Origin of the sequence: Mediterraneibacter sp., assembly GCF_030825015.1 — a bacterium.
Taxonomy (GTDB): Bacteria; Bacillota; Clostridia; order Lachnospirales; family Lachnospiraceae; genus Mediterraneibacter.
On sequence record NZ_JAPJQP010000012.1, the window covers coordinates 50,559 to 65,533 of the forward strand.

The 14,975-nt window shown below is 43.0% G+C and carries 5 protein-coding genes; all 5 read right to left on the reverse strand.

Annotated elements, in window-relative coordinates; translation table 11 throughout:
* Positions 1 to 16 precede the first annotated feature (16 nt).
* The 5 genes from RCH61_RS06790 to RCH61_RS06810 all read right to left on the reverse strand — a co-directional run bounded on the left by RCH61_RS06790 (position 17) and on the right by RCH61_RS06810 (position 14,592).
* Entirely contained in the window at positions 17 to 895 is an 879-nt protein-coding gene (locus RCH61_RS06790; protein ID WP_178006869.1) for a PSP1 domain-containing protein, read from the reverse strand.
* A gap of 4 nt (positions 896 to 899) precedes the next feature.
* Positions 900 to 1,895 (reverse strand): DNA polymerase III subunit delta', encoded by a 996-nt coding sequence (gene holB / locus RCH61_RS06795; RefSeq protein ID WP_306480244.1) that lies wholly within the window; start codon positions 1,893 to 1,895, stop codon positions 900 to 902.
* 142 nt (positions 1,896 to 2,037) lie between these two features.
* Positions 2,038 to 2,622, reverse strand: a complete 585-nt coding sequence (locus RCH61_RS06800) for a guanylate kinase (protein WP_306480245.1) — start codon at positions 2,620 to 2,622, stop codon at positions 2,038 to 2,040.
* Entirely contained in the window at positions 2,615 to 4,108 is a 1,494-nt protein-coding gene (locus RCH61_RS06805) for an aminotransferase class I/II-fold pyridoxal phosphate-dependent enzyme (protein ID WP_306480246.1), read from the reverse strand. The genes RCH61_RS06800 and RCH61_RS06805 overlap by 8 nt, the downstream gene beginning before the upstream one ends.
* A gap of 161 nt (positions 4,109 to 4,269) precedes the next feature.
* On the reverse strand, positions 4,270 to 14,592 hold the full coding sequence (locus RCH61_RS06810) for a Spy0128 family protein (protein WP_306480247.1): 10,323 nt from the start codon (positions 14,590 to 14,592) through the stop codon (positions 4,270 to 4,272).
* Positions 14,593 to 14,975: the final 383 nt, after the last annotated feature.

The window sequence follows — 14,975 nt, forward strand, 5'->3', positions numbered from 1 at the left end:
CCGGTCCTCGTACTCCTTATTCTTTTTCCAGTTCCGCAAGCTGTTTCAGCTCTTCTTTCGTAACCTTCTGTTTCTTTCTTCTAGGCTTAAACTTCAGTTCATCTGCTAAATATTCCCTGATCTCTTTCTCATCATTTTCAAGGTTCACGATAACTTTCACCTGTCTGCGAAGAACACTCAGTGAATGAACGACTCCTGTAAGACCATCCTTTGTTGTAACCGAATCTCCCACCGACGGAAGCTGGCTGTTAAGCATCTCATAAGTCTCTTCCTCATTCGTCAGACAACACATCAGTCTTCCACACACCCCTGAGATCTTCGTCGGATTCAGAGAAAGATTCTGCTCTTTTGCCATCTTGATCGACACCGCAGAAAACTCCGTTAAATACGTGCTGCAGCAAAGCGGACGCCCGCAGATTCCGATACCGCCGCGGATCTTCGTCTCATCTCGAACGCCGATCTGACGAAGTTCGATTCGGGTCCGAAAGACAGCCGCGAGATCCTTTACAAGCTCTCTAAAGTCAATTCTCCCATCTGCTGTGAAATAAAATAATATCTTATTACCATCAAAAGTGTACTCGACATCGATCAGCTTCATTTCCAGCTCATGCTTGCGAATCTTTTCAAGACAGATTTTAAACGCTTCTTTTTCTTTCTTTTTATTTTTCTCGACTACTTTCTGATCCTGTTCTGTCGCGATCCTGATCACTGACTTCAGCGGCTGGATCACTTCCTCTTCAGCCACTTCTTTCACGCCGCTCACAACGCGTCCGAACTCCACGCCTCTGGCAGTCTCGACAATTACATTGTCGCCCTGTTTTATGTCAAACTGTCCGGGAGAGAAAAAATAAATCTTCCCTGCCGTACGAAATCTGACTCCGATTACTTTTATCATTTTGTCAATTCTCCTTTATTGTCAACAGGAGCAGCTCCATCGTCAGCTCAAAATTTACATTCGCTTTCATTCGCGCCTTTGCCTTTTCAAGCGAATCAAGAATATTCTCAATTCCTTCATATGAGCTTTTTTTCGCCCGCTCCCGAATATATTTCATCTGATCGGAAAATACAACCCGATCCACACTTCTCGTTGCCTTATAAATCAGGACGTCCCGGTACCAGATAGCGATCATGTCAAGATAATCGCTGATCTCCATCTTATAAATCATACAGCGCTTTACCGCTTCCATCAGATCCGGAACAGTCATCTCATCTATATTTCTGAGCAAATGGACGACTTCCTCTTTGATCTCATTGAAATATTCCGAATTTGCCAGCATGATCGCCTTTCCCATATTTCCCTGGGCAAATGCTACGCAGACGTCCGCCTTATAATCCGGAACTTCCAACTGCTCCATAAGATACTTCTTTACAAGCTGATCCTTAATGTTCCGAAGTTTCATCATAACACATCTTGAGCGGATTGTCGGAAGAAGCGTCTCGGCATTCTCTGTCAAAAGCATGATAACCGCATACTCCGGCGGCTCTTCAATCGTCTTCAAAAGCGCGTTCTGCGCCTGCACGCTCATCATATCCGCATCTGCAATAATATATACTTTATATTTACTGCTGTACGGACGGATCACAATATCATCATTGATCTGCACGCGGATATCATCCACGCTGATCGTATTCGGCTTCTCATGCATCACCCTGATAATATCCGGCTGATTGCCGCTCACCGCCTGCCTGCACGAACGGCATTTGCCGCAGGCGTCGCCGTCTTCATCCCGGTTCTCACACTGCAGGCTCATGGCAAACAAATTCGCAAGCAGCTTCTTTCCCGAACCTCTCTCGCCATTCAGTATATACGCGTGAGAAACCGCATCCGCAGTCACCGCATTCTGAATGTACTTAATAATATTCTTATGTCCTACTACGTCTTTAAAACCACTCATCCATATCACCTGCACTCATAAAATTAATTTTTATTATATGCCCTATCGGGATCATCTCCCTTTAAAACATACTCCTATTGTACTACAACTTTAAATTAAAAGGTATTACAAAACAGTGAAATCTATCAAAAACTAATTAAATCTATCGCATTTCTTTAATATATGCCCCGATCTCATCAAGACACTCCGGCAAACTTTCATTATAAAAGCGCCGTGTAATTCCACTTTCCACAAGATTCTCTTCTGAAAAATCTTTCTCATCCGCAAGAAATCTCCTGCACATCTCCGCATATTTCGGCTGATCCTGTCTGCGTTCCCGCTCAAGCGCCCGGGCAAGTCTCAGACCATCCTCCACTTCAAGATAGACCGGCACAAGCGCCTTCTCCCCGAAATACTTTCTCAGCGCCTGATACGACACAAGCGTTCCGATCAAAAGGTAATCCGATCCATCCAGATCGATCTGTCCGTCATCCGCAGTAAAATAAGTCCACACTCCGCAGCGGGTATGATAAGACCGCGCTTCAATCACCTGAGACTTCTCTTCCATCTCATGCAATTTCTCCTCATCCACAAAATAATATTCCACACCATTTTGCTCTCCCTCACGGATCGGACGGGTCGTATACGGCACGACTGAACGCAGATCGGGATATTGTTCTTTTAATTTTTTATAAACGGTATCTTTTCCCGAAGAACTCTTTCCCATTACATAATAGATTTTACCCATTTATCAATACCTCAATCTTTCCTTTCTTCTTCGTGCCTTCAATTTGAAATCCCATTTCTTCGTATTCTTTTATCCGTTCTGCCGTTTTCTCCGAGATTCTCTCTCCCGGAACGATCAAAGGAATCCCCGGCGGATACAGATATGCGTACTCTCCCGATATCCTTCTGCTGCACTTTTCCCATCCGACAGATTCACACCCTTCCTCACGGCGCAGCCGCTTTGCATCACCTGGATTATACACATAAGTATTTCTTTGCTTTTCCTCTTTCCACAAGATGTTCTTACAAATATCTCCATGCACATCTATATCTTGTAACAAAGAATTATTTCTTCCGCTTTTTCCGATTTTTGCAAGTTTTCTGTCAATCTCTTTCAACGCCAGCACCAGCCGCTCTAATCCTTCCTCTGTATCGGCCAGAGATGTCATCAAAACAACATATGATCCCGCTGCCATTTCAGGTTGCAGTAAATATTTATCTTTCAATTCATTATATAATTGTTTTCCAGTAAATTTATTTATTTCTTTGTTTTTGACAGCGATCACAATCTTGGATCTATCATACTTCTCTGATTCCACCAGCTGCAATTCAGAAAGGCTCTTCAGCCTTTCCCGAACCGACTGCAGGCGTTTCGCATACTGAGCAAAAACAGGACTTTCTCTATCTCCGACAAAACGAATACACTCATCAATCCCTGCCATAAGTACATAAGAAGGACTGCTTGACTGCAGCATATGAAGATATTCTCTGACATTCTCTCTGTCTGCCAAAGTTCCGTTCATATGCAGAAGCGCCGTCTGGGTCAAAGACGGAAGCGTCTTATGTAAACTATGAATAACCAGATCTGCTCCCAGCTCGTTGCTGTTCATCGGAAAATACGGATGAAATCCAAAATGTGCCCCATGCGCTTCGTCTACGATCAGCGGAATCCCTTTTTTATGAACAATCTCGGCAATCCGCCTCACATCAGAAACAACGCCGTCATAAGTAGGCGATGTAACGACCACTGCCTTTATCTTCGGATATTCTTCAAGAAGTCTTTCGATCTCTTCCGGCGATGCCTCTCCGTTTAGCTCCTGACCAAAAGAACACTTATCGCCGATATTCAGCTTTTCCGGATAAATATAGATCGGATGAAGACCATTCATCTCAACTGCATGATATACTGATTTGTGACAGTTTCTTGCCATTAATATCCAATCTCCGGCTCTTGTATTTCCCATAACTGCGCTCAGCAGTCCGACCGTACTTCCGTTGACAAGATAATGCGTTTCCTCCGCATGATATACGTCTGCCGCATATTCCTGCAGATCTTTTAAAATTCCTTCCGCATGATGAAGATCATCAAATCCGTCAATCTCCGTAATATCTATCTCATACGGAAGATTTGCCCCGATCAATGCCGCATTTCTCTTATGTCCCGGCATATGAAAAGGATAGTAGTCCGAATTTCCATATGACACAAGTTTTTTATACAGTGATTCCATTTTTATACCCCTGTCAAATATCCCGAATTTTTTCCTACTTTATCATACCATGCTTTTCCCAAAAGAAATAGTCTGTATTTTCCAAAATCATTTTCATGTAATATGCCATTGCAAAAAAATGCTGTGACGATACCTTTCCGTATCATCACAGCATCATAAAACTATTTCCTGCGTTTCTTACCAGCAAATCCTGCCGCGCCAATCATTGCTGCAAGCGCTGCCGCCAATATCACCGCTGTTCCTGTAAGAGGAGTCTTGTCTCCTGTCTGAACGGTGTTAATCTGTTCCGGTTCAGACGGTTTCGGTGTCTCCTGTTTCGGTTCTTCCGGTTTTGGTTCCGCCGGTTTGACATATTTGTTCATAAATGTCGGCGGAACGCCCTGATCGTAATGAACCACGGCATTGAGACTTCCCTCTCCGTCATCTGTCACCTCGATCATCACGCCATATTCTGTCGTATCATAAATGATATTTTTTTGCTTATCATTTTTCTCGGCAATAACGTACTTATAAGTACCTGCCGACTCAAATCCGATCGATTTAAACATAACCTGTCCGTCCTGATCGTTCGTTGCCTCATCAATCACCGTTCCGTTGTCCTTCAGCAAGAACGTAAACTGACCTGCTTTCAAATCTTTATTCTTCAGTATCTTCGATGTTCCGAGAACAACCGACGTAGGCGATGCTTTATAACTGTTTTCAAACACGATCTCCTGTGATCCAACTGATGACTCTGCCGATGCGCTCATCGTACCGTCGCCATTATCTGTCACCTTCACCACAACTTTATATTCTCTTGCGTCGTATGTAATCCCCTTCAATCCCGTATTTCTTTCACGGATTGTATAAGAATACTCGCCCGGAGTTGTATATGTAATTGAATCGAAAGCAACTTTTCCGTTTTCATCATTAACAGCTTCCCGAATTGATTTATCTTTATCGCTAATCAATTCAAATGTAAACTCTCCATTTCTCAGGTCGCGTCCTTCCAGCATCTTCGTCACGGATATATCTGTACTGATGCTGTACTCTGTTTCTGTAACCGAGTATGTATTTGTAAATACAAATGCAAAGTTCTCATAATCCTTATCGACGCTGATCGTACCGTCACCGTTATCTGTTACCGTCACATGGAATACCTTTTCCGTATCGTTTCTAACACCAGCTGCACTTCCGCTCTCTTTCACGGTATATGTAAAGGTTTTTGTACGGCTCTCGATCTCCGGCATTTTTTCATCGTCTTTTTCTTTCTGCAAATCCTGCACTCCTGTATCTCCGAATACATTTTCCATCGTATACACGATCTTACCGAAGATCACATTTCCTGCCGCATCATTAACAGCAGTCATATTCTCCGGCATTGGAGCGCCTTCTGATCCCTCCAGCGTAAATGTATATTTTCCTGTAATATCCGGTGCATTATTTCCACTTTCCACATTCAGAACTTTTTGTCCGTTAACCGAAAGTTCCGCTTCTGCTCCTGTTCCATATGCATTTTCAAACACAAGACTGTTTGAGCCTTCAGGATATGTAACCTTCACTGCTAAAGTTCCGTCTCCATTATCGGAAACTGTCACTGTTACTGCAAACTCTGTTGTAATTCCTGTAATTCCTTCGCCTGCATCTGTCAGATCTTCCACAACTTTATATGCGTAGCTGTATGTGTACTGATCTGTCTGCGCATCGTACTTCTTAACTGCAATTCCCGATGCCGCATCTTGATTTAACTGATCTGTCGTATATTCGACTTCCCCGAAAGTAATCTTGCCGGCAGCATCATTCACACCGGAAGTTACTACGTTGTTGTTCTGATCCAGCACATTAAATGTAAATTCACCGTCTGACAGTGGTCTGTTCGTCAATGTTTTTTCTGCCTCAAGCTTCACACTTCCTCTGCCGCCTAAATATCCCGGCTGGTCATTGTACTCATTGACAAACGGAACAGTTGCCGCCGACGCCTCTGCTGCTCCTGTTGTAACGACCTGACGATCAACTTCTTTTCCGCCTTTTGTTACAACTGTTGTAACAGTCAGCGTTGCGTCGTTATGATCCTCTGCCGTAATTGTCACAATCGCCGTTTCCGTATCATAAGTATACGCTGCATTTTCACCTGCTTTTTCACTTATTTCATAAGTATACGTCTTGCCTGCGTCTGCCTGTGTAAATACAACATTCCTGCCTGCCAGAACATCTGTGATCGCCGCCTCGCCAGACTGAGCTGCTCCATTCGTGAATGCATTCTCTCCATCTGTGCGAAGTCCAAGTTTTTGTGCCGCTTCTTCCGCTGTCGTACTTCCTACAGTTTCCTTCGGAGTCACGGTAAATGTAAACTGATCTTTCTGCAGATCTCTTCCGTTCAAAGTTTTGGAGATCTGCAATCCGCCAATACTGTTATAATCCAGTTTCGACTGATACACATTCGTAAACGTATTGTTTTCGATCGTTGTCACTGCCTGCAAATGTCCTTCTCCGTCGTCACTCACTGTAATCTTCATGATTGCTTTATGCGTATCATAGGTCATTCCCGCAATTTTTGCTTCACCTTCACCGGGCTCAACTTCTGTTACTTCATATACAAATTCTTTCGTGCGGTTCTCTTCTTCTTTGACCATATCAAGACTATACTCGATCACTCCGAAAGAGAAATCCACTTTCCCGTCCAACACATCTGCCGCTGTCACCGTTTTCTCTGTCACATCATTTCCTTCGGCATCTTTCGGAAGAGGCGCTCCATTCGTTACTGCTGCTAAGCGGAACGTGAAACTGTCACCTTGAATCCACTGGCGTCCATTCACTACTTTCGTGAAGACTGCATTTGTAGCTGCCTTATCTTCCTCCGGCATCAACGCTGTATATGTATTCGTAAACATTGCTTTGTCTACATTTTTAAAGATTTCCTCTCCTTGATCATCTGCTGTCTGACCCAGCGAAAAAGCCACATTCAGCGTACCGTCGCCTTTATCTGTCACATTCACTTTAACGTCATAAGAAGCCTTTGAATAAGTAATTCCTTCGATTGCTCCTTCTGCCGGCTGAAGCTCCGTAACAATATAGTTATATGTTCCCACTTTGCTGTAACTGATCGTTCCGAAACTTGCGTTCTGTTTTTCTTTTGTCAGATCCAGCGTGATCTTATTCTCAGATGCGCCCACAGGCATCGGAACTTCTGATGCTTCAAGCTCATCTCCTGCTGCATTTCTTCCGCCTTTTGCTTCCAGCTGAATAATAAAACGATCTGTTTCTTTCCATTCACGACCACTTAATGCTTTCTCAACGTTCAAGCTGCCTTCTGTCAGCTCACCTGCTGCTGCATTATAAACATTAACAAACCTGATTGCCTGTGTCTGTTCGGCAATGACCTCTGCTGACTTCTCAGCTCCATCCTTCGAAGTATATCCGGTGACCGGCTCTTCTGTTACCGTACATACCGCACCTTCCGGCAATCCTTTGATCTTGGCTGTCTGATTGTGAGTCAATTCGATTCTAGATCCATTCTTCAGATCTTTTTCTTCTGATGCTCCCGCAATTTCATACTTATACGTTCCACTTAATTCCTTACCGGAGCAATCTGTCAACTTGACAATAAATGTAAATACCTGTTTCTTGTTGATATTCGTACCCTGACCTTCCGTCACCTGAACTTCTTTTGACAGGGTAACATCTCCCACCTTCACCTCAAATGTTTCTGTGTTCGTCTTCACCTGCGGTCCGTTTTCACCGATCTGAACAGTTGCTTTATTTTTAACGCTTTCTTTCAACGCGCTTTCATTTACAACTGCCTTAAACGTTACCTCACCGCTTGTGTTTGGCTTCACATCCTGTAGTGTCCATGTCAGCGTCCGGCTCTCTTTATCATAAACTGCATCATCTCCGGCGCTTCCATCTACATAGTCCGTTCCGTCCGGAATACGATCACTAATAATCACCTCTGCCGATTCAGATTCCGTATTGTGATATTTGATCGTATAAGTCACCGTATCCCCGACTTTTATAGACGATGCTTCCACATCGTTATTTGCAACTGTTTTTCCCGGTATATGAGTGACTGTTGTATTTGTTGTCTTCGGATCATTTTTTCCGATTGTAATAGACGCCGTATTTTCTACCGTTCCGCCTTTTGCTGCCTCATCTGTCACTTTCACAACAAATGAAACTGTTCCCGAAGCTCCCGGTTCCTGCTTTCCAAGACTCCATGTGATCGTATTTGTCGTATTATCATAAGTTCCGTCCTGTCCCGCACTTACAAAATCTGTACCGGTTGGTACAACATCCGTAACCGTGACTTCTGCCTCCGTCGGCTGTCCTTTCTCGTCGGACGCGTTATTGACCCAGTCGATCGTATATGTCAATTCATCACCGACTCCGACCATTTTTCCGTTTACTGATGTCTTCGCATCTCCTGTTCCGGTGAATACGTCTTTCGGCTCTCCCTTCTCGTAAACATTTGTAAATGTCGCGCTTCCGGATTTACTTTCCTCTGCTGCAGCCGCGCTCAACTCACCTTTCGCCGCGTCATAAGTTACTACAATATCATAACTAAACGTATGTCCGTCATACGTCATATTCGGGTCTGCATCCTCTATCGGAATAACCTCGCTGATCTCAACATGATACGTTCCTGCAGCCTTAAACGAAATATTTCCGAAATTTACAGATCCATCCGCCTTGTTTGCCGATGTAACTGCTGAATCCACCGCGCCTTCCGGAAGTACGACATTGTCCATGCTGCTTCCATCAGATGCCGTAATCTTCATCCGGAACGTGAACTCGCCATTCTTCAGATCTGTTCCACGGTTTCCTTTCAGCACTTTTGTCACTTTTCCTGCAAAAGTTCCCGGTTCGACAGAGATCTCATCCGGTGTGTAGTTGTTTACAAACGACACAACGGTTTCTTTCGGATCAGTCTCATTGCTTGTCTGATTATCAATAAGTACCGTGCCTTCCTTATCTTTTACCGTCGTGTGGAGCGTCAATGTTCCGTCTCCGTCATCCGTTACTCCCAGTTCTACTGTATAAACTGCACCATCATAAGTATATCCGTCTTTTGTTCCGCCTGTGCCGAAGTTTCCGTCAGCACCTTTTTCCGAAAATCGATATACCATTGTTTTTCCGACGTCATCCGCCGTAAATTCAATCGCATTCTTATCTTCTGTTTCCATTGTAAGCGTCTCACCGGCTTTTGCTGATCCGTCATTTCTATACAATTCAGTTGTTCCATCTTTCACTCCGATGCGCTTTGCGTTTTCTTCTGCTGTCGTTCCTGTACCAGCCAGCGCCTCTACTTGAAACGTAAACTGACGATCTGCCATATCATGCCCATTCAGCGTCTTTGCGGTCACAATACCGCCCGCCGCATTATGGTTTAATACTGCGCCATATGTGTTGACAAAATCTGAATCCGTTGTGTTAACCTCAGCTGTCAGCTGACCTTTGCCTGAATCTTTTACTTGAATCCAAATATATGCCGCCTCACTGTCATATGTAATTCCATCAATCGTCTCTCCGGCATGCGCTTCTGTTACCTGATAATAATAATCTCCTGGTTTATCAAATGTAATCGAACCAAATCCGAAGTCGACAACAGTTGAATCTTCTGTTCCAACCGGCTGACTTACTTCTGCTGTCGTTGTCTGCTGCCCGTTTTTCACCGGAAGCGGCGCATCTGCCGGATTGTTTGCTTTCAATGTAAATTGAAAACGATCTGTTTCTTTCCAACTGCGTCCTTTAAGCTGTTTTGTAAGCATTACATTTTCATCTGTATCCGTATCTACAGTCACAGATTTTGCCGCATATGTATTTATAAAAGAAATCACATTACATACGTCTTTTCCATCTGCGCTATTATATGTTTCCAGTACTTCCGGAGTATCCAGCCGATTTCCTGCATCATCATATGTGCGTGACACTGTTGTCAGTGTACTCATCGTTCCGTCGCCGTTATCCTTTACCTTGATATCTACCTGATACTGCATCTGCGTATATGTGACGCCCGAATTCTGAACTCCTGCTACCTCCGCATCGTCATCCTCCGGCAAAACTTCCTGCACTGTATACGAAAATGTCTTTCCTGCATCTGTCTCATCAAATTGCACACCTGACAATTTATTGAAAATCTTCGATGCAACTCCGTCATCTGCAGGCGCGATCGTTGTAAATTCCCTGTCTGCATTATTTAACTTTAAGTCCGCTTCCTCTGTTTGTCCTGCAATTTTAAACTTAAATTCTCCAAGCGTCTGTGCTCGGCCGTTCAATGTCTTGGACAAATTCAGATCCATACCATTTCCATAAACCGTACCTGCTTTATAAACGTTCACAAACGCTGCTTTATCTTCGGACATTCCCTGTCCGTTATTATATGTAACGTTCCCTTCCAGCGTTCCGTTTCTATCATTCACAGTCACAGTTACCAATGCCGTATGACGGTCATACACCATACCTTTTCCGTTTTCGGGAGCATTTTCAACTACATTAAACTGATATATTCCCGGTCGGGTAAATCTCACTTCGCCAAAATCAAATGGCTTTTCTTGCTTATTAATAAGTTCTGATACGTTTGCCTGCATTTCTGTCTTTGACGGATCATTTTCAAAAACAATCCAGTCATTTGCCAGCCCTGTTGCTGTCGCCTCATTTGCAGCAGACAATGTAAATGTAAACGTTTCTCCTGTCAGGGAATCACGTCCTTCCAGCGTCTTACTGCCGCAAACAGCATTCTGTCCGTCACCCGGTAAAATAAGATCTTCTGGATCATAGACATTTGTAAATACCGGAATCACCGGTTTATCATTCTCGTCTTTTAAGAGCGTATAGATCTCTTTTCCGCTCTGATCTGTCTCTATTCTATAGTAAGATGCATTTACAACTACCTTTGCTTTTCCCTCTGCATCTTCCCCTTTTGTCACTGCCATCTTAACAAGATAGCGATTCAGATCATACTTCATCCCATCAAGTTTCGGAGATTCCGCCGTCACTTCATCCGGAACAACTTCCGTCAATTCATAGGCATATGTATTTCCAATACAATCTGCATTGTACGTTGCCTCACCGAAATGAACATTATTTCCGATATTACTTACAATAATACTCTTTCCGTCATCCTCAAACTGTGTTCCTGCCGGAAGCTGCGGGCGATTTTCCTGTACAGTATCTCCTTCGTCCAAATCTGTCCTCGGAGTCATCTTAAATCTGAACTGTCCATTTGAAATACTTCCGCCTGTAGTATCTGTATATTCTTTGCGTACTCTTGCCGAAAGTGATGCGCTGTCTGCATTAAATGTATTGACAAATTCTGCGATGCTCGTCTCCTGCTGCTGTCCTTCCGGGATCTGTGATCCATCATCTCCGTTCGTCTTCTTCATAACGATAGAATCAACGGATAATGTACCGTCTCCATTATCAGACACAGTTACCGTCACATCATAAAGCGCCTTCGAATAATGAACTCCTGATACACGATCTTCATTCTCTATCTTTTCCAGTACCGTATATCCGTACGTTCCCGGAGCTGAGAATGTAATCGTTCCAAAATTTCCATTCGAATTCTCTTCTGTTGCCTTCACGATCTTCTGACCATTTTTGCTTCCTTCCGGCATCGGATAAGAAGCGCTGTCTGCTACAAGCATCATGTCAAATTCTGACGCAAGATCCCAACGCTCAAATGTCTTTTTAAAAGGTGCAAACTCTTCTGCATCCACTGATTTTACATCATACGTGTTTACAAATGTATGTCTCTTTGAGAGTCCGGCTTCAATCGTTCCTTCCGCTTTTTCCGTCTTCTCTTCTTTTCCGTCTGTCACGACAGATGTAAGCGAAAATCCTTTCGGCATAGACGTTCCATCTTCAGTTACTGTATAAGAAGCGCCTGCATCCAACCCATGAATATACAGCCGTTCATTGTTTTTCAACTTCACTGACTGAACGATATCTCCCTTTGAGTCAAATGTAAGATCAAAAACTTCTCCCAACAGTTCATTCTGAAGGTTTCTCTTTTCCGCCTTAACAGTTTTATTTTTCATATCCGGAATGTTGATCTTAAATGCAAACTCCTTGTCTTTAACAACCTCATCTTCATTTAAGTTTTTATCCGCAGCAACCGTCGCGTCCTTAGTGATCTCCAACGCTCCCGGTACTTCCACTGCAATAAGTCCGTTATTTCCCAAATACACATGCAGCGTTTGCGGGTTATTTACATTGTCCCACAACGGATTGATTACTTCTGTGGCTGTAGACGTAGCATTATTTTCCTTGCTCAAGGTCAAAGAATCTACTCTTGTCAGTCTGGCTGATCCAGCCTTAATATAAACTTCATTTTTGTCATTTACTTCCCAGTTTGCCGACGCCTGCTCAAAGTTGTCGCTTGCAAACGGAAAAGCTTTCGTTTTTTCAACTGCCTGTCCGTTTTCCAACGCCCAATACGTTTTCGCATAATAATAAGTATCTCCAGATACCGGTTTGTCCGTCACCGGATGTTCAAAATTTTCATCCGTATAGATCGGTGTATCTTTTGTAAAATAATAAAATGTATTTCCTTTTGCCGGTTCAAAAGAAGCCACCGTATCGCCAAGTGTCTTATTCGGATGTCCCGGCCACGATGTGCCTGTATAAGCATTTGAATAAAACAGCGCTGCGGTATTCCCTCCTGTCATTGTCTTATTTTCTTCCAAATACGCTTCCAGCGCCGCATCGTCTGCGCTGTCATCCAATCCATCCCGCAGTGTCTCGATTACTTTCGGCTTTATACTTGCACCATACATAATACGAATCGGATAAGCTTCATCTACATTCATAGTCGCCTGCCCGTTTATATCTGTATCCACTTTAAAATGTCTAAGCGGAACCATAGATGCCGGAACTTTAACTTCCACAATATCTCCTGTTTTCAGGTCATCGGATTTCGTCACCGTAATAAGGATATCGTGGAGATTCCCTTGCGGATAAAGGGCGTTTCCGCCTTCTCCCTCAAATGTATATGTTGTTACATTTCCTTCTGTTTTTATTCCTGTGTCTCTATTCAGGTTAAATTTCTTATCTGCAAATAAAATCGTCTTAAATTCATCTACCTGCATATAAGAACCGAGCTGATCGTAAAACGTCACATATCCACCTTTATTCGGTTCATATCCCTGTGTAACGTTTGTCGGGAAACCGGAACCGATGCTCACATCTTCAAAAATATCTGTAAAGATCTGAGTCAACTCGTCTGCATTTGCTGCCGCTTTATAATAATCAGAATCCGCTTCCCGCGTTCCTAACTGCTTCCAGCTCGACGCATTCGGATAGTTACTGGAAACACCATGCATATATGCATTAAATCGATTGGAGTCCGCTGTAGAAGTATTGGTGGGATCTGCATTCTCAAATACGCCGATTGAATAAACTAACGCCTGATCCTCACTTTTTAATATAGCCGCATTTGCGATAGCGTCATTCGCAACGCTGCTGTCAAAACCATTCTGATGATTCGGCTCTCCATCAGTAAAGAAGATAACGACTTTCTGTGCATCTTTTCTTCCATTCTGCGTCAGTTCTTTCCTCGCCATGCTCAAACCAAAATCTGCAGCAGTCGATCCTGCCTCATCTAATTTATTCACTGAATCTGTCAATGTTGAAATAGTTGTGCTTGTATATTTGGTCAGAGGATTTAAACGCTGAGTATAGTTGTATCCACCATTCTTGTCATCTCCATATACATCACTGGTAGAATCATCTGCAAATTTCACTACGGAAAGAGCATGTTGCTTTGTAACATCCTGAATGTCATCATTCCGTTTTGCAGCAGCTTCTGCGAAGCTGTTGACCGCACTTTTCAGCGCTTCCATTTTCGTGATATTTTCTTCTTTTCTCGTATAAAACTGAATGTGCCCTTCTGTGTTATCGCTTGCACTCGTCTTCGGTTCAACTTCTTTGCCTTCCAGTTCCCAATGATCAAAAAATCCAAAATATTGGATCTTATCGATTTCTACATAATCACCATTATCATTTATAGCATAATAAGAAGGTCCCCGCCTGCCGGTGTTAATATCATACACCTCTTCGTATATATATCTCGTACTCAATCTGTTTCCCATAGAGCCGGATACATCCAAAACAAGTACAATATCAAGCGGCTTTTCTGACATCGCTACTGTATTCGATGTAGACGACAGTGCGGATAATGCTACTAAAAACTGCGAGTCGCCTATCTCTGCCTTTTCTGTTGTTCCATCAAATGCCATATCTTCTGTCGAAACCGTCTTATCAGTCCAAATGCGTCCGATATTCTCCGTCGTATTCGACACTAATGATTTCCATGTCTGAAGAGTACTCGGATCTGCTTTTGTTTCCGCATCAAACGCTGACGCCAGAACCGGCTCGCCTTTTGTCTTTTGTTCCGCAGCATATACCTGACCGATCTCACCGGGGATCATGCCAAGTATCATCGCCACTGACAGCAAAAGGGCAAGCACTGAGGCACATACTTTTTTGCGTTTTTCTTTCTTCCTCATTCCTGCAATCTTTCCTTTCCTTTTTTATTTTCATAAAAACTCTTTCATAGTCTGCCACATCCTGATTTCCTTCAGAACCAACAGGAGAGTTTTATAAAACGATAGTGTATTTTTGCTGATTTCACCCTTATATCTAACCTCCCATCTCTATATAAACAACATAAAACGCAAAATACGCCTATCTTTAAAACAGTATAAAAAAGGCAGTGTTACTAAAGTGTTACTTTTCATCATTGTTTACTTTTTTACTTTTTCACATAATTCATATAGGTTATCCACACAATGTGGATAACTAAAAAACCAACCGATACGAAATTTTCTTTTCCGTAACCGGTTGGTTTTTTCTGAATATTGTATTTTATTAATATTATTTTCCCATTTAT

What these genes read in the sequence shown, in the direction of transcription:
- RCH61_RS06790 (WP_178006869.1), bottom strand. Translation starts at nt 895, where the DNA reads ATGATAAAAGTAATCGGAGTCAGATTTCGTACGGCAGGGAAGATTTAT.
- holB (WP_306480244.1), bottom strand. Translation starts at nt 1,895, where the DNA reads ATGAGTGGTTTTAAAGACGTAGTAGGACATAAGAATATTATTAAGTAC.
- RCH61_RS06800 (WP_306480245.1), bottom strand. Translation starts at nt 2,622, where the DNA reads ATGGGTAAAATCTATTATGTAATGGGAAAGAGTTCTTCGGGAAAAGAT.
- RCH61_RS06805 (WP_306480246.1), bottom strand. Translation starts at nt 4,108, where the DNA reads ATGGAATCACTGTATAAAAAACTTGTGTCATATGGAAATTCGGACTAC.
- RCH61_RS06810 (WP_306480247.1), bottom strand. Translation starts at nt 14,592, where the DNA reads ATGAGGAAGAAAGAAAAACGCAAAAAAGTATGTGCCTCAGTGCTTGCC.